Genomic DNA, 18,017 nt, shown 5'->3' on the forward strand with positions numbered 1-18,017 from the left:
CTTAAGGCCGCGAGGGCGGCATCAGTTTCTACGTAGGACCTGGGCAACGGTCGCGACGTTGTGGGCGAGGTGCAGCGGATTGATGGTCCCGACAATAGCACTGGCAACACCCGGATGTTCGAACAACAACTCAAAGCTGGCTCGCACCGGGTCCACGCCCGGACTCAGGCAGACGTGACCGCTGGCGAGGGCTTTTTTGACCAGAATGGCTTTGCCGTGAGCAGCAGCATAGTCAATGACTGGCTTCTCGTTCCGTTCGTTCAGATTGTAGGTGACCATGGCGCAATCACCTTGTTCCAGAGCCTTCAAGCCACCTTCAACGGTTTTTCCGGAAAACCCGAAGCCGCGAATCTTGCCTTCGGCCTTGAGCGCGGCGAGGGTCGCGTAGACCTCGCTGTCATTGAGAATCGCCAGGTCGTTGCCGTCGGAGTGCACCAGCACCAGATCGATAACATCCGTTTCCAGGCGTTGCAGGCTGCGCTCCACTGAACGTCGAGTGTGGGCGGCGCTGAAGTCGTGACTCGACTGGCCGTCGGAAAATTCTTCGCCGACCTTGCTGACAATCACCCAGTCCTGACGCTGACCACGCAACAGCGGGCCGAGGCGCTCTTCGCTACGGCCATAAGCCGGGGCGGTGTCGATCAGGTTGATGCCCATGTCGCGCGCGAGTTTGAGCAGCATGCGCGCTTCGTCATCGCCGGGAATCTGGAAACCGCTGGGGTATTTCACGCCCTGATCGCGGCCAAGTTTGACGGTGCCCAGGCCCAGCGGTGAAACCAGCAGGCCGGTGCTGCCGAGGGGGCGAAGCAGGTCGTGCAGGGTCGGTTGGCTCATGGCAGCAGTTGCTCCCAGGCTGGAACGCAAATCGGTGGTTTTGGCAGGTCGGGCAGCGGCGCCGGATGGCTTGGCTGGATGTCGTCGCGCTGCAAAGATGCGATGACCCGGTCGGCGAAGTCCGGCGCCAGCGCCAGCTTGGTCGGCCAACCAACCAGCAGCCGGCCTTCCTCGGCAAGGAAGGCATTGTCAGGGCGAGTCAGTCCCGATTGCAGCGGCTCGGCGCGATCCACGCGCAAGGTGGCCCATTGCGCGGTGCTCAGGTCGATCCATGGCAGCAACTGGCCGAGTTCTTTCTGCGCGGTGGCGATTTGCTCGGCGGGTTCGCGGGCGACCCCTTCGGCTTCAGCAATGTCGCCGCCCATGTACCAGACCCATTGGCCATCGGCGGCAGGGTGGGTGGTCACGGTCAGGCGTGGTTTGGTGCCGCCGCCCAGGCAGTGGGCGTACAGCGGTTTGAGGCTTGGGCCTTTGGCGATGATCATGTGCAACGGTCGGCGCTGCATGGCGGGCTGGCTCAGCCCCAGGGCTTCGAGCAACGCCGCTGTGCCGGCACCGGCACTGAGTACGATGCGCTGGGCGCGGATCTCGCGCTCGTCGACCTTCAGACCCACCAGAACGCCAGCCTCCAGCAACGGTTCGATCTTCTGGCCGGCGAGCAGGCCATCACCGGCCAGATCGGCCAGGCGCTGAATCAGGCTCGGCACGTCGATCACCAATTCCGCCAATCGGTAAACCTTGCCCTTGAAGCGTTTGTCTTGCAGGGCCGGTGGCAGTTGCTCGCCTTTGACCTGATCGACACGTCCGCGCACCGCTTTGCTGGCGAAGAAGCTGGTGAGGTTGCCGGCGAGGGTGCCGGGGGACCAGAGGTAATGGGCTTCGGACAGCAGGCGCACACCGGACAAATCCAGCTCGCCGTCGCCGGCCAAGGCTTCACGCCAGCGACGCGGCATGTCGGCGATGGCTTCCGAGGCGCCGGTCAGGGCGCCATGCAGCGCGTACTTGGCGCCACCGTGGATGATGCCCTGGGACTTCACACTCTGCCCGCCGCCGAGGCTGGCGCTTTCCACCAGCACGGTCGAAAAACCCTGGCGGCGCAGGCGCGCATTCAGCCAGAGGCCGGCGACACCAGCGCCGACGATCAGAACGTCGGTGGAAATAACGGATGGCATGCAGCGACCTCAGTGTTCAAGACGAGGGCGCAGTATACAGACTCGAAGATTGGAGGTTTTGCTGGCGATCAAAAGATGACCAACCCCACCCCTTCAAGTCTAAACATACAAGCGAGCCTGCTCGCGATGGCAGTGTGTCAGGCAACCTTTCAGTCGACTGGTACGCCGCCATCGCGAGCAGGCTCGCTCCCACAGGGGATAGGGGGTGTCAGTCAGTGCCCGGCGGTTTTGGAGAAGAGCTGGATGACGACGACGCCCAACACGATGAGGGCCATTCCGAGCATCGCAGGCACATCCAGTTTCTGCCCATAGATAAACAGCGCCGCGACGCTGACCATCACAATCCCCATGCCCGCCCATACCGCGTAGGCCACGCCCACCGGAACGCTGCGCACTACGAGGGTCAGCATCCAGAAGGCAATGCCGTAGCCGACAATCACCAGAATCAGCGGCAGCGGGGTGCTGAAGCCTTTGACGGCTTTCATCGAAACGGTCGCGATCACTTCGGCGCAGATGGCAATGGCCAGGTAGTAGTAAGCGGTCATAGGTGCGTCCTCGTGTGAAGTGTTGCGGTTTGAGGTCGGCATTTTAGAGATTCTCCAGATGCGGTAAAGTCATTACCTATCTGTTCTGAAGATGGGTTGTCGCATGAGCACACAATGGAATCTGGAACAGCTGCGCTTGTTTGTCAGCGTAGCGGAGCAGCGTTCGTTTTCCGCGGTAGCGCGGGATCAGCGCAAGGCGCAGTCGGCGGTCAGCAGTTCGATTGCGCTGTTGGAGGAGGACCTCGGCGTCAGTCTGTTCGACCGCAGCAGCGGCCGTCAGCCGAAACTCACCGAGGCCGGCAATGCCTTGCTGGAAGAGGCGCGGGAAGTCCTGCGTCAGTGCGAACGCCTGAACGGTCGGGCGCTGGCGATGATGCGCGGACAGGAGGCTCGTTTGCGTGTGGCCCAGGATGAGGCGATGCCCTATCAGCCGATCATCGAAAGCTTCGAGGCCCTGGCAGAGCAATTTCCCAGCCTTGAAGTGCAACTGACCAGCGCCGCCCAAGGTGATGTGGCGCGCAAACTGGTGGAGCGTCGAGCCGATCTGGGGCTGCTGTTCTATCACGATCAGATTCCCGAGGCGCTTGAGCGTCGGGTGCTCGGCAGCGTTGAGATGGTCACCGTCTGCGGCGTGGGCCATCCACTGGCGAAACAGGCGCAGGTTGATTGTCAGCAACTGGCGCAGCATCGCCAGTTGCTGATGTCCACGCAGTCCAGCGTCTACCCCGGCAGCGAACCGGCCAGCCCGCAGGTCTGGCGTGCCGACAGTTTCTACGTGATGGCGGAATGGCTGGTGCGCGGCCTCGGTTGGGCCTGGCTGCCCAGGCATGTGGTGCAGTACCCGGCGTATCAGGGCCTGATGGTCGAACTGGACAGCGAATGGACCCCGCCGGCGCTGGTTGTGGAACTGGTCTGGCGCCGCGACGAACCGCTTGGCCCGGCGGCCCGCTGGTTGGCTGAACGTTTTGCCGTGCACTTGCAGGCGATCGGCGAAAAAACCGATAGACTCCGCCGCCATGAATAGAACTCTCTACACCGCGCTGTTTTACCTGGGGCTGCCATTGGTAGCGATTCGGCTGTGGCTGCGTTCGCGCAAGGCGCCGGCGTATGCCAAGCGCATCGGCGAGCGCTTCTCCCTCGGTCTGCCGACGATGAAGCCGGGCGGTCTCTGGGTACACGCGGTGTCCGTGGGCGAGAGTATTGCCGCGGCGCCGATGATTCGCGCCTTGCTGCAACGTTATCCACAGCTGCCAATTACCGTGACCTGCATGACCCCGACCGGTTCGGAGCGCATCCATGCCCTGTTCGCCGACGAGCCGCGCATCCAGCACTGCTATTTGCCTTACGACTTGCCGTGCGCAGCAAAGCGATTCCTTGATCGGGTCCAGCCGAAACTGGCGGTGATCATGGAAACCGAACTTTGGCCGAACCACATCCATCAGTGCGCCAAACGCGGGATTCCGGTGGCGTTGGCCAATGCGCGACTGTCCGAGCGTTCGGCCAAGGGTTATGGCCGCTTCCGCAAACTGACCCAGCCGATGCTGGCGGAAATGAGCCTGTTCGCGGTGCAGACCGAAGCCGAGGCTCAGCGCTTTCGTGACTTGGGTGCGCGTGCGGACACTGTCGAAGTGACCGGCTCGATCAAGTTTGACCTGACCATCGATCCGCAACTGCTTCTGCGCGCCACCGAATTGCGCGCGCAGTGGCAGGCGCAGGAACGCCCGGTGTGGATCGCCGCGAGTACGCACGAAGGCGAAGATGAAGTGGTGCTGGCGGCCCATCGCCAATTGCTCGCCCATCATCCCGATGCGTTACTGATTCTGGTGCCGCGGCATCCAGAGCGATTCAACTCGGTGTTCGCGTTGTGCCAGCAGCTAGGGTTCGCCACGGTTCGTCGATCTTCCGGCGAGTCGGTCGCGGCGAATACGTCGGTGTTGCTGGGCGACACCATGGGCGAGTTGCTGTTTCTTTATGCCTTGGCGGACAGCGCGTTTGTCGGCGGCAGCCTGGTGCCGAACGGCGGGCATAACCTGTTGGAACCGGCGGCCCTGGCCAAACCGGTGCTGAGCGGCCCGCACCTGTTCAACTTCCTCGAAATCGCCGCGCAATTGCGCAGCGCCGGGGCGTTGCAGGAAGTGGAGGATGCCGAAGGCCTGGCGCTGGCGGTGCAGCGGCTGTTCGAATTGCCGCGCGATGCGCAGCTAATGGCGGAGGCAGGATTGAAAGTGATGCGCCGCAATCAGGGCGCGTTGCAGCGGTTGCTGGATGGGTTGGGGCGGTTGATCAAACAGTCTTGAATCTGTTGCTGATCCATTGTGGCGAGGGGCCCCCTCGCCACAGGTTTACCTTTACTGCGTTGGATTTGCCTTCAACTGCGCCGCCGCAGCTTTGGCCAGATCTGGAGGCAGGAAGTCCTTGTCCGGGTTGTAGTCGGCCTTGAGATATCGCGCCAGGTCCTGCAAATCCCCCGGGCTCAACGTGCCGGCGGCCTGCTTCAAACGCAGGTTATCGAGTATGTAGTCGTAGCGAGTGTTGTTGTAGTTGCGCACGGAGGTGTACAGCTGACGCTGGGCATCCAGCACGTCAACGATATTTCGCGTGCCGACCTGGTAGCCGATTTCAGTCGCTTCCACCGCGCTCTGGTTGGAGATGATCGACTGCTTGCGCGCTTGCACCTGTTCAACGTCGGTGTTCACTGCGCGATGCAGGTTGCGGGTGCTTTCCACCACTTGCCGGCGCAGGGATTCACGCTGCTGCTCGGACTGATCCAGCTGTGCATACGACTGGCGCACCTGGGAGTTGATCAGGCCGCCGCTGTAGATCGGGATATTCAGTTGCAAGCCCACTGTCGTTTGCTCGACGTTGCCACTGTATGGCTGGCCGAAGGCGTTCGGGTTGCTGAAGCCCAGAGCGTCGTTGTCACCTTTCTCGTATTTCGCCACGGCATCCACGGTGGGCGCGTGGCCGGCCTTGCGCTGCTTGAGGGTTTCTTCGGCGGCGCTGACAGCGTAGTTGCTCGCGAGCAGATTGAGGTTCTGTTTGGCTGCCGTATCGACCCAGGACTTGGCGTCGTTCGGTGATGGCGGCAGGATCGGCAAGGTATGGGAAATGCCCCAGATCGAGTTGTACTGACGGTTGGTCAGGGTGATCAGGGCTTCGAATGCATCATCCACCTGGCGCTGCGCGACGATTCGGTTGGCGCGAGCGGTGTCGTAGCTGGCTTGCGATTGCAGCACGTCAGTCTTGTCCGAGAGACCGACGTCGAAGCGTTCGTTGGACTGATCGAGCTGGCGTTTGAACGCGGCTTCTTCGGCCTTGGTTGACGCCAGGTTGTCCTGGGTTCGCAAGACATTGAAGTAGCTGACGGCAGTTTGCAGGATCAGGTTTTGCTGGGTTGCCGAGAGCTGCAACGCAGCCTGTTCGTTAACGTCTTTGGCGGCCTGGAACTGGAACCAGCGATCAGCACGGAACAGCGGTTGAGCCAGGGTCGCTTGATAGGAATGAGCGTTACGGTTGGCAGTTGCCGATGGCTGGTCGATGGCGGTGCGCACAGCGGCCAGTTCAGCGCCGCCTGAGAGATTGGGCAACAGCCCGGCGCGGGCCTGGGGCACGACTTCTTTCTGGGCGCCATATTGAGCGATGGCTGCAGCGAGGTCGGCGTTGTTGTCCACCGCTTCCTGGTAGACGCTGACCAGATCGGTCTTGGTCGATAAGGGCGCTTCTGCTGCCCATGCCATTCCATTGGACGCACAAGACACGGCAAGGGCCAGTGAGAGTTTGCGCAGCATTTGGCGATCCCTAAAAAATTACGCTGATAATTTGAGCGCCAAGGCTACGGCGCGGCCCATACAGCGTCAAGGCGCGGCACGGCGTAGCGAGTGTAGTTGTGCGTAACGGTGGCAACAATCCTGTAATTGCGCCATTCATCATGGTGTTTACCGCGGTGTTGGCGTTCTTTGCCGGTTGTGTCTAGACTGGCCGGGTTCTTGTCGGGGTGCCTTGCTATGAGGCTGAGATCGAATAATTTCGGATCCCGTTGAACCTGATCAGGTTAGCGCCTGCGTAGGGAACAAGATTTCTCGTCACCCGGCGAGTCCTCTTGTGCTTCGTCCGGGATGTTGTTCGACAATCGAACACCCCTCGAGCACTGAGCACAGCACCAACGGCTTCGTTATGGCTGATTGGTCGCGTCCATTCGTTACAGGTTCACTCCGACAAAAATCCACTGCCTGGATGTGTTGGAGAGCCCGTGATGACGATAAAACTAAAAAATACGACGAACCTGAGTGACTCGGCCAAGGTCGATCAGCAATCAGTTCAGCCTTTTACTCGCTCGCAAAAAATCTATGTTCAGGGCTCTCGCCCGGACATCCTCGTGCCGATGCGCGAAATCAGCCTTGATGTGACCCCTACCGACTTCGGCGGCGAGATCAACGCGCCCGTGGTTGTGTATGACACCTCGGGTCCGTACACCGACCCCAATGTCATCATCGACGTGCGCAAAGGCCTCGGCGATGTGCGTTCGCCGTGGATCGAATCCCGTGGCGACACCGAGCGTCTGCCGGGCCTCAGCTCCAACTTCGGCCAGGAGCGCCTCGCCGATGCCGAGCTGACCAAGTTGCGTTTCGCCCACGTGAACAACCCGCGCCGCGCCAAGGCCGGGGCCAACGTCAGTCAGATGCACTACGCCCGCAAAGGCATCATCACCGCCGAGATGGAATACGTCGCCATCCGCGAAAACATGAAGCTTGAAGTGGCTCGCGCCGCTGGCTTGCTGGACCAGCAACACGCCGGTCACAGCTTCGGCGCCAGCGTGCCGAAAATCATCACCCCCGAATTTGTCCGCGACGAGATCGCCCGCGGTCGCGCGATCATTCCGGCCAACATCAACCACACCGAACTGGAACCGATGATCATCGGCCGTAACTTCCTGGTGAAGATCAACGGCAACATCGGCAACAGCGCACTGGGTTCGTCCATCGAAGAAGAAGTGGCGAAACTGACCTGGGGCATTCGCTGGGGCTCGGACACGGTCATGGACCTGTCCACCGGCAAGCACATTCACGAAACCCGCGAGTGGATCATCCGCAACTCGCCGGTGCCGATCGGTACCGTACCGATTTATCAGGCCCTGGAAAAAGTCGGCGGCGCCGCTGAAGACCTGACCTGGGAGCTGTTCCGCGACACGCTGATCGAACAGGCCGAGCAGGGCGTCGACTACTTCACCATCCACGCTGGTGTGCTGCTGCGCTACGTGCCGCTGACCGCCAAACGAGTGACCGGCATTGTTTCCCGTGGTGGTTCGATTATGGCCAAGTGGTGCCTGGCGCACCACAAAGAGAACTTCCTCTACACCCATTTCGAAGACATCTGCGAAATCATGAAGGCCTACGACGTCAGCTTCTCGCTGGGCGATGGCCTGCGTCCGGGCTCGATTGCCGACGCCAACGACGCCGCACAATTCGGTGAGCTGGAAACCCTCGGCGAGTTGACCAAGATCGCCTGGAAGCACGACGTGCAATGCATGATCGAAGGCCCGGGCCACGTGCCGATGCAGTTGATCAAAGAGAACATGGACAAGCAGCTGGAATGCTGCGACGAGGCGCCGTTCTACACCCTCGGACCACTGACCACTGACATCGCGCCGGGCTACGACCACATCACTTCGGGTATCGGTGCGGCGATGATCGGCTGGTTTGGTTGCGCGATGCTTTGCTACGTCACGCCGAAGGAGCACTTGGGCCTGCCGAACAAGGATGACGTGAAGACCGGGATCATCACCTACAAGATCGCCGCACATGCCGCCGATCTGGCCAAAGGGCATCCGGGCGCGCAGATTCGCGACAATGCCTTGAGCAAGGCGCGTTTCGAATTCCGTTGGGAAGACCAGTTCAACCTGGGCCTTGATCCGGACACCGCGCGTTCGTATCACGATGAGACCCTGCCGAAGGATTCGGCCAAGGTCGCGCATTTCTGCTCCATGTGCGGGCCGAAATTCTGCTCGATGAAAATCACCCAGGAAGTCCGCGAATACGCGGCCAACCAACGGATCGAAACCGTCGACGCCGAAGTCGCCCAGGGATTGGCGGACCAGGCTGAGCGGTTCAAGCAGGAAGGCAGTCAGCTGTACAAGAAGGTTTGATCTGACCTGAGTAAGGTGGGCCTGCACAGGCCCCATCGCCAGCAGGCTGGCTCCCACACTGGATTTGTGGTGTTCACAAGTCCCCTGTGGGAGCCAGCCTGCTGGCGATTGAGATCAAAAGAACAACAAATGTCCCTCTGAGATAACACCCTTGAGCATTCAACCCAGCACTTATTCCCCCGACATCGCGGTGCCAATCGACAAACGTGTCTTCGGCGGTCGCGATCTGTTTTCCCTGTGGTTCTCCCTCGGCATCGGCCTGATGGTGCTGCAGACCGGTGCATTGCTCGCACCAGGTCTGGGCCTGTCCGGTTCGCTGCTGGCGATCTTCCTCGGCACGTTGGTCGGTGTTCTGCTGCTGGCCGCTGTCGGCGTGATCGGCAGTGACACCGGCTTGTCGTCGATGGCCGCGCTCAAACTCAGCCTCGGCAAACATGGCGCGAGCCTGCCGGCCGTGCTGAACCTGCTGCAACTGATCGGTTGGGGTTCGTTCGAAATCATCGTAATGCGCGACGCCGCCAGCCTGCTCGGCGCGCGGGCGTTCAGCGAAGGCAGCCTACTGTCGAATCCGCTGCTCTGGACCGTGTTCTTTGGTGGTTTGGCGACCTTGCTAGCCGTCAGCGGTCCGCTGACTTTCGTCCGTCAGATCCTGCGCAAGTGGGGTATCTGGCTGCTGCTGGCCGCGTGCATCTGGCTGACCTGGAACCTGTTCGCCAAAGCCGATCTGGCCGCATTGTGGGCACAGGCCGGTGACGGTTCGATGCCGTTCGCCGTGGGCTTCGACATTGCAATTGCGATGCCGCTGTCGTGGCTGCCGCTGATTGCCGACTATTCGCGTTTCGGCAAACGCGCGAAAAACGTGTTCGGCGGTACAGCGATTGGCTTCTTTATCGGTAACTTCTGGTTGATGAGCCTCGGCGTCGCCTACACCCTGGCGTTCGCGCCGAGCGGTGAAGTGAATGCCTTGCTGCTGGCATTGGCCGGTGCTGGCTTGGGGATTCCGCTGTTGCTGATTCTGCTGGACGAGTCGGAAAACGCCTTCGCCGACATTCACTCGGCGGCCGTTTCCAGCGGGATTCTGTTGCGCTTGAAGGTCGAACATCTGGCATTGGCGATCGGCGTGATCTGCACGCTGATCGCGTGCCTGGCGCCGTTGGCCCAGTACCAGAATTTCCTGCTGTTGATCGGCTCGGTGTTTGCGCCGCTGTTCGGCGTGGTGCTGGTGGATCACTTCATCCTGCGCAAACGCAGTGCTCAAGTCGCATCAGCCGCGTTGCGCTGGCCGGCGCTGCTCGCCTGGTTGGGCGGGGTGAGCACCTATCATTTGCTGGCTAATCTGTATCCGGACATCGGCGCAACCCTGCCGTCGTTGATTCTGGCAGGGCTGCTGCAACTGGTGCTCGGTCGGGCCTTCAGTTACGGCCGGGAAACAGCTCGGGCTTGAGAATGCCGTTCAGGCGAGGGTAGGGGATCTTCAGTTCGACGTGACCCAGCGCGTAAGGCGCGATGGTGCTGGTTTCGTACTTGAGGATCACCCCGCCGTAGGTCAGCGCCACGTTCTGGGTTTTCTGGAACGGCCAGCTCTTCACGAACTCCGGTTCCTGATCGAGCTTGGTGCTGATCAGCCAGCTGTTGTGCGCAACCTGCGCGGCTTTCCAGAACGCCTCTTCCTGCCCCGGCACCAACATGTCCGACAGGCTCAGCACTTTATGCTGCTGGCGCGAATAGTTGATGAAGCTGCGGCCCGGTGTGCCATGCGCGCCGCCGGTGTCCAGGTAGCTGGAAAACTCGACGATCACCAAGCCGTCATGCTGCTCCCGTACCTTGGCTTGCAGGTAGCTGCTGTAGCGCGGGCCGGCGGTGCGCAAAAACTCATCGCGATAGGCCGTCAGCGTCGGTGCCGCAGGGGCATCGGGCGAGGTGCGGGTCATTTGCAGCAGGCGCTTTTCGACAATGCCATCAAGTTGAGGCTCGGCCGGAAAGCGCAGCGTATCGATGTTCACCAGCGGGCAGTCAGGTGTCGTGCAACCCGGTTTCAGCGTTTCGGTGGCGTCGCGGGTGGTTTCCAGCGGTGCCCGATAGTTGGGTTGGAACAAGCTCTGGCAGGCGCCCAGGGTCAGGGCGATTGCGGCCATGGAGGCGATTTTAAAAAGCGACATGGGCGTCCTTCATAAAACAGGGAAAGGCAAAAAGTTATCCGCTTCGACTCTCAACGAAGCAGTCAGTTCGCCACTAAGCTAATTAGAGTTGGTTTCGCCCTCACCGTCTATCTCGCTGACGGGAAAGGGGCTGCATCAAACGGCGCGGGCGCGTTAGGATGGCGCGAAGTCGAGGTTGGAGCCTCTTCATGGATTTGCAGTAAACGAGGATTGTCATGACTGATTTTGCCAACGCCATTCCGACCGCCGTTGATATCGTTCGGCGCGAAAAGTGCTACGAGGGCTTCTACAAGCTCGATCGTGTGCACTTGCGCCATGAGTTGTTTGCCGGTGGCATGAGTCGCGAGATCAATCGTGAAGTGTTTGTTCGCCATGATGCGGTGTGCGTGTTGCCATACGACCCGCAGCGCGATGAAGTGGTGCTGATCGAGCAGTTTCGCGTTGGCGCCATGGGCAAGACCGACAATCCGTGGCTGATCGAGCTGGTCGCCGGTCTGATCGACAAGGATGAAGTACCGGAAGAAGTTGCTCACCGCGAGGCGCAGGAGGAAGCTGGGCTTGTGTTCGGGGCGCTCTGGCCGATGACCAAATACTTTCCATCGCCGGGCGGCAGCAACGAATTTGTGCACTTGTACCTGGGGCGTTGCGACAGCACCGGAGTTGGCGGCCTGCATGGGCTGGAGGAAGAAGCAGAAGATATCCGCGTCACGGTCTGGGCGTTCGAAGATGCCCTGCAGGCCGTCCGCGACGGACGAATTGCCAACGCGGCCAGCATCATTGCCTTGCAATGGTTAGCTTTGAACCGCGCTGAAGTGAGGGGGCTATGGTCGTAAACAAGCTGCGCGATCGTTACAGGGTGGACCTCGTGGGGCTGCAAGCCTCGTGCGAGGCCAACTACGCGCGCCTCATGCGACTGCTGCCGGACATGCGCAACGAACCCGAGGCGCGGCGCATTGCCGTGACCCACGGCGACCAGATGCTCGGCGTGCTGGCCCTCGAAGTGCTGCAGGTCTGCCCATACACCACGACCCTGCAAGTGCGCCAGGAACACAGCCTGCCGTGGCTGCCGGTGCCACAACTGGAAGTGCAGGTCTATCACGACGCGTGCATGGCCGAAGTCGTCAGCGCCGAGCATGCACGACGCTTTCGCGGCATCTATCCTTACCCGAATGCCTCAATGCATCAGCCGGATGAAAAGGCCCAGTTGAATATGTTCCTGGGTGAATGGCTGAGTCATTGTCTGGCGTGTGGACATGAGTACGCCGTTGTGCGCTGAGTGTGAACTGCGTCAGGTTCACAGGTTTCCCCTTTTGATCGTCCCCCAGCATAATTGCGGCACTCATTTAATCCCGTGATTCAGCCTGGGAGAACGCCTTGCCGAGCGTATCCACATTGACCACCGCCGATCCGGCGTTGCTGGTGCAACTGTCCGACAGTCATCTGTTTGCCGAAGCGGACGGGACGCTGCTGGGCATGAATACCCGGGACAGCCTGCAAAAGGTCATTGAGCTGGTGCGCCTCCAGCAGCCGCAGATTGATCTGATCGTTGCCAGTGGTGATCTGTCTCAGGACGGGACGCTGGAGTCTTATCAGCTGTTTCGCGACCTGACCCGACAGCTCGATGCGCCGGCGCGCTGGATCCCCGGCAATCATGATGAACCGCAGATCATGGCTGAGGCGGCCGTGCAGAGCGCGTTGCTCGAGCCGGTGGTGGATGTCGGCAACTGGCGGGTCACTTTGCTGGATTCGGCGGTGCCGGGGTCGGTGCCGGGGTATTTGCAGGATGAGCAGTTGCAGTTGCTGGCTCGTTCGCTGAGTGAGGCGCCTGAACGGCATCATCTGGTGTGCTTTCACCATCATCCGGTGTCGATTGGCTGTGCGTGGATGGAGCCGATCGGGTTGCGTAATCCTGAGGCCTTGTTTGCTGTGCTGGATCGCTTTCCGCAGGTGCGTGCGATTTTGTGGGGGCATGTGCATCAGGAGGTTGATCAGGAGCGCAATGGGGTGCGGCTGATTGCTTCGCCATCGACGTGCATTCAGTTCGAGCCTGGGAGTGATGATTTCAAGGTCGGGGAGCAGGCGCCGGGGTATCGCTGGTTGCGGTTGTTGCCGGATGGGCGGATTGAAACTGGCGTTGAGCGGGTTACCGGGTTTGATTTTCAGGTTGATTACGGCTCGAACGGTTACTGACGGTTGCGAACTTGGCGGCCTTCGGGCCGACCATGTTGTGGTTGATTGGGTACATATCCATTTCTGCGGTAACGGCTGCTGGCGGTTTCGCCCTTACGGCGACTCACTTTTTTTTCAAACGCCTAAAAAAAGTAAGCAAAAAAACGCTCGCCCCAAGCGTCCGGCCCCTCGCCTAGGCTCGGCGTGCCTTCGCTCCGGTATCCATCCGGGGACACTGCCCTCCGGTCTGCTTCGCGACGACCTACATGCAGCGTGTTCGACTGCGTCGAACGGCGCTGCGCGCCACTCCCCGGATGAACACCTCCACTCAGCCTCCCGACGGGGCGGGTGGATCAAGATCAAGAGCTGCAGGCGAGCTAACGCTCGGCCTGATGAGTGGTGAGGAGCGATGCGTGTACACCGAACCCTTGTAGGAGTGAGCCTGCTCGCGATGGCGGCCTGAAAGCCGACCAGCATTTTGCTGATACACCCAATCCAATTGTGGGAGCTGGACTGCCAGCGATGGCGGCCTGACAGCCGACCAACATTTTGCTGATACACCCATTCCAATTGTGGGAGCTGGCCTGCCAGCGATGGCGGCCTGACAGCCGACCAATCTCTTGCAGGTGGACACCAAACCCGGTGGGAGCTGGCTTGTCGGGTCGTCGCATCGCTGCGAAGGCGGCCTGACAGCCGACCAACATTTTGCTGATACACCCATTCCAATTGTGGGAGCTGGCCTGCCAGCGATGGCGGCCTGACAGCCGACCAATCTCTTGCAGGTACACATCATTCCACTGCGGGAGTGAGCCTGCTCGCGAATGCGTCTACTCAGACCCCCATGCCCGCCATGCATATCCCGATCCCCCCGACTCCCTGTAAACTCCGCCTTCTTTACCGACGCACAGGGAGCTCAAATGTCCGGTTCGATCCTTTATATCCACGGTTTCAACAGCGCGCCGTCGTCAAAAAAGGCCACGCAGTTGATGCAAGTGATGGACCGTCTGGGTTTGAGTGATCAGTTGCGCGTTCCCGCCTTGCATCACCATCCGCGTGAAGCCATCGGTCAGCTGGACAAGGCGATTGAACAGCTGGGGCGGCCACTGCTGGTCGGCAGCTCACTCGGCGGCTACTATGCGACTCACTTGGCTGAACGCCATGGCCTCAAGGCCCTGTTGATCAACCCTGCCGTCAGTCCGCATCGGATGTTCGACGGGTTCCTGGGGACGCAGAAAAACCTGTATACCGATGAGGCCTGGGAATTGACCCACGACCACGTGACGGCCCTGGCCGAGCTGGAAGTGCCGGCGCCCCGGGATCCGCAGCGGTATCAGGTGTGGTTGCAGACCGGCGACGAAACGCTGGACTATCGCCTCGCCCAGCAGTATTACCGCGCCTGTGCCTTGCGCATCCAGGCCGGCGGCGACCATAGTTTCCAGGGTTTTGCCGCGCAACTGCCGGCAATGCTGAGTTTTGCCGGTATCGGCGCAGATTTGTATCAGGCGATCGATTTCACAGCACTGTGAGTCGTCGCCTCTTTTTCACAGAACAGTTTTTTTACAGGCGGACGACGAGACCCCATGGCCACTCCCAGCGCTAGCTCTTATAACGCAGACGCCATCGAAGTCCTCTCGGGCCTCGACCCGGTGCGCAAACGCCCCGGCATGTATACCGACACCAGTCGGCCGAACCACCTCGCCCAGGAAGTCATCGATAACAGCGTCGATGAAGCCTTGGCCGGGCACGCAACGTCGGTGCAGGTCATCCTGCACGCCGATCACTCCCTGGAAGTCAGCGATGACGGCCGCGGCATGCCGGTGGATATCCACGCCGAAGAAGGCGTGTCGGGCGTCGAGCTGATCCTCACCAAACTCCACGCGGGCGGCAAGTTCTCCAACAAGAACTACCAGTTCTCCGGCGGTCTGCACGGGGTGGGTATTTCCGTGGTCAACGCCTTGTCGAACGAAGTCCGGGTGCGCGTAAAGCGTGACGGCAACGAATACCAGATGACCTTCGCTGACGGTTACAAGAAAACCGAGCTGGAAATCATTGGTACCGTCGGCAAGCGCAACACGGGTACCAGCGTGTTCTTCGCGCCGGACCCGAAATACTTCGATTCGCCGAAATTCTCTATCAGCCGCCTCAAGCACGTGCTCAAGGCCAAGGCCGTTCTGTGCCCGGGGTTGCTGGTCAGTTTTGAAGACAAGGCCACCGGCGAGAAAGTCGAATGGCATTACGAAGACGGCCTGCGTTCCTACCTGGTCGACGCGGTCAACGGATTCGAACGCCTGCCGGACGAGCCGTTCTGCGGCAGCCTGGCCGGTAACAAAGAAGCGGTCGATTGGGCCCTGCTGTGGTTGCCGGAAGGTGGCGACAGCGTTCAGGAAAGCTACGTCAACCTGATCCCGACGGCGCAGGGCGGTACCCACGTCAACGGTCTGCGTCAGGGCTTGCTCGATGCGATGCGCGAATTCTGCGAATTCCGCAGCCTGCTGCCGCGCGGTGTGAAACTGGCGCCGGAAGACGTCTGGGAACGCATCGCTTTCGTGCTGTCGATGAAAATGCAGGAACCGCAATTCTCCGGTCAGACCAAAGAGCGTCTGTCATCCCGTGAAGCGGCCGCGTTCGTTTCCGGTGTGGTCAAGGACGCGTTCAGCCTGTGGCTCAACGCCCACCCGGAAACCGGCATGCTGTTGGCGGAACTGGCGATCAACAACGCCGGCCGACGTCTCAAGGCCAGCAAGAAGGTCGAGCGCAAGCGCATCACCGCGGGGCCGGCACTGCCGGGCAAGCTGGCCGACTGCGCCGGGCAGGACCCGATGCGTTCCGAGCTGTTCCTGGTGGAAGGTGATTCCGCCGGCGGTTCCGCCAAGCAAGCGCGGGATAAAGAGTTTCAAGCGATCCTGCCGTTGCGCGGCAAGATTCTGAACACCTGGGAAGTCGACGGCAGCGAAGTGCTGGCCAGCCAGGAAGTGCACAACATCGCCGTGGCCATCGGTGTCGATCCAGGCTCGGCGGACATCGCCCAGCTGCGTTACGGCAAGATCTGCATCCTCGCCGACGCCGACTCCGACGGCCTGCACATCGCCACTTTGCTTTGCGCCTTGTTCGTCCAGCATTTCCGCCCGTTGGTGGATGCCGGTCACGTTTACGTCGCGATGCCGCCGCTGTACCGCATCGACTTGGGCAAAGAAATTTACTACGCCCTCGACGAAGCCGAACGCGATGGCATTCTCGATCGTCTGGTGGCCGAGAAGAAGCGCGGCAAGCCGCAGGTCACCCGATTCAAAGGCCTGGGTGAAATGAACCCGCCGCAGCTGCGCGAAACCACCATGGACCCGAACACTCGGCGTCTGGTGCAGTTGACGTTGGACGATTTCGAAGCGACTTCGGAAATGATGGACATGTTGCTGGCGAAAAAACGCGCCGGTGACCGCAAATCCTGGCTGGAATCCAAAGGCAACCTCGCCGAGGTTCTTGGCTGATGCGGGTTGGCTTTGCCCTGGCGTGTGCGTTACTTCTGACCTCGGTTACGGCGTTTGCCGAACTGGCACCGGAGTTGCGCCTGTTGTCTGAGCATCCCGTCGACGGCATGCGCGGCGGCAATCTGTCGGGGCTGGCCCAGTGTGGCAAGGACCTGTGGACGATCTCCGATCGCGACGATGACCAGATCTACCGCCTCGATACCCGCGACACGGTCTGGCAGGCCGAAACCGTGGGCATCGGCGTGCCTGCGGTGCCGGACAGCGGTTTGCCCTGGGGCTTGCGTTCGCGGGCCTGGGGCGCGGCGTTTGTACGGGGCGGGGACCTGGATTTTGAAGGCATCACTTGCGACAGCGCCGGTAATCGCTACATCGTCAGCGAGTCCCATGCCGCGATCCTGCAAGTGCCGCCTGTTGGGCCGTCGTCCTGGCTGAAGATCTCGCCGATGCTGGTTCGCGAAGCTCGGGCCAGTGGCATGCTGTTGCAGTTCAATGCGCTGTTCGAGGGGCTGGCGATCAATCCGGCGGGCGATCAGTTGTGGCTCGCCGCCGAGCGTCAAAGCCGTGGCTTGTTGCTGATCAAGCGCAAACAGACGGTGTGGGATTGCGACGGCGGTTGCGTGCTGCTGAGCGAGGCGGGGAAAGAAATGCAGCCGGCACCGTTTCCACGGGCCAAAGCCGTCACTCGGGACTTTGCCGATCTGTCGCTGTTCAACGGCAAGCTGTTTACCCTGGAACGCAACGCTTACCAGATCTGCCGCCGCGACCCGGTGACGGCCAAGGTCGAGCGCTGCTGGTCGTTTGCCGATGAAGCCTTGCAGGAACACCGCCGCTATCAAAATCCGTTTGGTCTGACCGAAGCGCTGATCGTCGACGCCGAGGGCGCCTGGGTCGGCACTGACAACAACAACGATGCCCGCGCCGATGGCGAGGTTCGCCCCGTTGTCTGGCGTTTCGCCGCGCCTGAGGGTGGCTGGAGTGCCAAGCCGTGAGCCAGCAAACGCCGGGAAAGCGCGCCGGCCGGGTGTTTATGGTGCTGGCCTGGTGCGCGGCGCTGTTCCTGGCGACGCGGTTTTTCGGCCAGTGGGAGGATCGGCAGCAAAATCCCAATGTGGTCGTCACCTCGGAGCAGGGCGAAGGTTTTATTGAGGTGAAACTGGCCAGCAACACCCAGGGGCACTTCGTCGCCAGCGGCCAGATCAACGGCCAGCCGGTGGATTTCATGCTTGATACCGGGGCAACCGATGTGGCGATCCCGGCGCAAATGGCCGGACAGTTGAAACTGGAACAAGGCTTCGGGGTGACCCTGAGCACCGCCAACGGGCGTACCGAGGGTTATCGAACCCGCGTCGACCGGCTGCAACTGGGCGACATTGTGCTGCGTGATGTGCGCGCCATCGTCGTGCCAGGCCTGGATGGCAAGCAAGTGCTGCTCGGTATGAGCGCGCTGAACAAACTTGAATTTACCCAGCGCGGTGGCACCATGCTGCTGCGCCAGACAACGAACCGATGAG

Annotated in this window: 16 protein-coding genes and 1 riboswitch; of the genes, 11 read left to right on the plus strand and 5 right to left on the minus strand. The window is 60.9% G+C overall.

The window, feature by feature from the left end; all coding sequences use genetic code 11:
- Positions 1 to 21 precede the first annotated feature (21 nt).
- The 3 genes from ACA051_RS02450 to ACA051_RS02460 all read right to left on the minus strand — a co-directional run bounded on the left by ACA051_RS02450 (position 22) and on the right by ACA051_RS02460 (position 2,551).
- Complete coding sequence (locus tag ACA051_RS02450; RefSeq protein WP_497307371.1) at positions 22 to 834, minus strand: aldo/keto reductase; 813 nt, start codon at positions 832 to 834, stop codon at positions 22 to 24.
- The gene (locus tag ACA051_RS02455; RefSeq protein ID WP_497307373.1) at positions 831 to 2,006 is read right to left on the minus strand and encodes an NAD(P)/FAD-dependent oxidoreductase; all 1,176 of its coding nucleotides are present in this window, start codon (positions 2,004 to 2,006) and stop codon (positions 831 to 833) included. Before ACA051_RS02455 ends, ACA051_RS02450 begins: the two co-directional genes overlap by 4 nt.
- A gap of 212 nt (positions 2,007 to 2,218) precedes the next feature.
- On the minus strand, positions 2,219 to 2,551 hold the full coding sequence (locus tag ACA051_RS02460; protein ID WP_008027887.1) for a DMT family transporter: 333 nt from the start codon (positions 2,549 to 2,551) through the stop codon (positions 2,219 to 2,221).
- 103 nt (positions 2,552 to 2,654) lie between these two features.
- Between ACA051_RS02460 and ACA051_RS02465 the strand changes: the two genes are divergently transcribed.
- Together ACA051_RS02465 and waaA are read left to right on the plus strand one after the other, a co-directional pair.
- Entirely contained in the window at positions 2,655 to 3,575 is a 921-nt protein-coding gene (locus ACA051_RS02465) for a LysR family transcriptional regulator (protein WP_497307375.1), read from the plus strand.
- The gene (gene waaA, locus ACA051_RS02470) at positions 3,568 to 4,848 is read left to right on the plus strand and encodes a lipid IV(A) 3-deoxy-D-manno-octulosonic acid transferase (RefSeq protein WP_497373384.1); all 1,281 of its coding nucleotides are present in this window, start codon (positions 3,568 to 3,570) and stop codon (positions 4,846 to 4,848) included. Before ACA051_RS02465 ends, waaA begins: the two co-directional genes overlap by 8 nt.
- 51 nt (positions 4,849 to 4,899) lie before the next feature.
- Here the strand turns inward: waaA and ACA051_RS02475 are convergent, their stop codons facing one another.
- The gene (locus tag ACA051_RS02475) at positions 4,900 to 6,339 is read right to left on the minus strand and encodes a TolC family outer membrane protein (RefSeq protein ID WP_497373386.1); all 1,440 of its coding nucleotides are present in this window, start codon (positions 6,337 to 6,339) and stop codon (positions 4,900 to 4,902) included.
- 192 nt (positions 6,340 to 6,531) lie between these two features.
- Positions 6,532 to 6,637: riboswitch (TPP riboswitch) on the plus strand.
- Between the two features lie 166 nt (positions 6,638 to 6,803).
- Here ACA051_RS02475 and thiC point away from each other — a divergent pair.
- Complete coding sequence (gene thiC, locus ACA051_RS02480; protein ID WP_497307380.1) at positions 6,804 to 8,693, plus strand: phosphomethylpyrimidine synthase ThiC; 1,890 nt, start codon at positions 6,804 to 6,806, stop codon at positions 8,691 to 8,693.
- A gap of 151 nt (positions 8,694 to 8,844) precedes the next feature.
- Positions 8,845 to 10,137 (plus strand): putative hydroxymethylpyrimidine transporter CytX, encoded by a 1,293-nt coding sequence (gene cytX / locus ACA051_RS02485; protein WP_497307382.1) that lies wholly within the window; start codon positions 8,845 to 8,847, stop codon positions 10,135 to 10,137.
- On the opposite strand, the gene ACA051_RS02490 is transcribed toward cytX, so the two are convergent.
- Positions 10,106 to 10,852, minus strand: coding sequence for an RsiV family protein (locus ACA051_RS02490; RefSeq protein WP_497307384.1), 747 nt, complete (start codon positions 10,850 to 10,852; stop codon positions 10,106 to 10,108). The genes cytX and ACA051_RS02490 overlap by 32 nt on opposite strands.
- A 215-nt stretch (positions 10,853 to 11,067) precedes the next feature.
- Between ACA051_RS02490 and ACA051_RS02495 the strand changes: the two genes are divergently transcribed.
- The 7 genes from ACA051_RS02495 (at position 11,068) to ACA051_RS02525 (ending at position 18,016) form a co-directional block, all read left to right on the plus strand.
- Positions 11,068 to 11,685 (plus strand): NUDIX domain-containing protein, encoded by a 618-nt coding sequence (locus ACA051_RS02495; protein ID WP_131058782.1) that lies wholly within the window; start codon positions 11,068 to 11,070, stop codon positions 11,683 to 11,685.
- Positions 11,676 to 12,128 (plus strand): DUF1249 domain-containing protein, encoded by a 453-nt coding sequence (locus ACA051_RS02500; protein ID WP_008153350.1) that lies wholly within the window; start codon positions 11,676 to 11,678, stop codon positions 12,126 to 12,128. The genes ACA051_RS02495 and ACA051_RS02500 overlap by 10 nt, the downstream gene beginning before the upstream one ends.
- 98 nt (positions 12,129 to 12,226) lie before the next feature.
- Entirely contained in the window at positions 12,227 to 13,042 is an 816-nt protein-coding gene (gene cpdA, locus ACA051_RS02505) for a 3',5'-cyclic-AMP phosphodiesterase (protein ID WP_497307386.1), read from the plus strand.
- A gap of 896 nt (positions 13,043 to 13,938) precedes the next feature.
- On the plus strand, positions 13,939 to 14,547 hold the full coding sequence (locus ACA051_RS02510) for a YqiA/YcfP family alpha/beta fold hydrolase (RefSeq protein ID WP_497307388.1): 609 nt from the start codon (positions 13,939 to 13,941) through the stop codon (positions 14,545 to 14,547).
- A gap of 54 nt (positions 14,548 to 14,601) precedes the next feature.
- Entirely contained in the window at positions 14,602 to 16,506 is a 1,905-nt protein-coding gene (parE, locus tag ACA051_RS02515) for a DNA topoisomerase IV subunit B (RefSeq protein WP_309675704.1), read from the plus strand.
- Positions 16,506 to 17,495, plus strand: a complete 990-nt coding sequence (locus tag ACA051_RS02520; RefSeq protein WP_497307390.1) for an esterase-like activity of phytase family protein — start codon at positions 16,506 to 16,508, stop codon at positions 17,493 to 17,495. The genes parE and ACA051_RS02520 overlap by 1 nt, the downstream gene beginning before the upstream one ends.
- A complete protein-coding gene (locus tag ACA051_RS02525) occupies positions 17,492 to 18,016 on the plus strand; it encodes a retropepsin-like aspartic protease family protein (RefSeq protein WP_497307392.1) in 525 nt (174 codons plus the stop codon). Before ACA051_RS02520 ends, ACA051_RS02525 begins: the two co-directional genes overlap by 4 nt.
- Position 18,017 lies beyond the last annotated feature (1 nt).

It is taken from the genome of Pseudomonas sp. LBUM1669 (genome assembly GCF_059695705.1).

Excerpts from the sequence above, each read along its gene's own strand:
- ACA051_RS02495 (WP_131058782.1), top strand. The coding sequence starts at position 11,068 with ATGACTGATTTTGCCAACGCCATTCCGACCGCCGTTGATATCGTTCGG.
- ACA051_RS02500 (WP_008153350.1), top strand. The coding sequence starts at position 11,676 with ATGGTCGTAAACAAGCTGCGCGATCGTTACAGGGTGGACCTCGTGGGG.
- thiC (WP_497307380.1), top strand. The coding sequence starts at position 6,804 with ATGACGATAAAACTAAAAAATACGACGAACCTGAGTGACTCGGCCAAG.
- ACA051_RS02520 (WP_497307390.1), top strand. The coding sequence starts at position 16,506 with ATGCGGGTTGGCTTTGCCCTGGCGTGTGCGTTACTTCTGACCTCGGTT.
- ACA051_RS02465 (WP_497307375.1), top strand. The coding sequence starts at position 2,655 with ATGAGCACACAATGGAATCTGGAACAGCTGCGCTTGTTTGTCAGCGTA.
- parE (WP_309675704.1), top strand. The coding sequence starts at position 14,602 with ATGGCCACTCCCAGCGCTAGCTCTTATAACGCAGACGCCATCGAAGTC.
- ACA051_RS02490 (WP_497307384.1), bottom strand. The coding sequence starts at position 10,852 with ATGTCGCTTTTTAAAATCGCCTCCATGGCCGCAATCGCCCTGACCCTG.
- ACA051_RS02455 (WP_497307373.1), bottom strand. The coding sequence starts at position 2,006 with ATGCCATCCGTTATTTCCACCGACGTTCTGATCGTCGGCGCTGGTGTC.
- ACA051_RS02475 (WP_497373386.1), bottom strand. The coding sequence starts at position 6,339 with ATGCTGCGCAAACTCTCACTGGCCCTTGCCGTGTCTTGTGCGTCCAAT.
- ACA051_RS02460 (WP_008027887.1), bottom strand. The coding sequence starts at position 2,551 with ATGACCGCTTACTACTACCTGGCCATTGCCATCTGCGCCGAAGTGATC.
- waaA (WP_497373384.1), top strand. The coding sequence starts at position 3,568 with ATGAATAGAACTCTCTACACCGCGCTGTTTTACCTGGGGCTGCCATTG.
- ACA051_RS02510 (WP_497307388.1), top strand. The coding sequence starts at position 13,939 with ATGTCCGGTTCGATCCTTTATATCCACGGTTTCAACAGCGCGCCGTCG.
- ACA051_RS02450 (WP_497307371.1), bottom strand. The coding sequence starts at position 834 with ATGAGCCAACCGACCCTGCACGACCTGCTTCGCCCCCTCGGCAGCACC.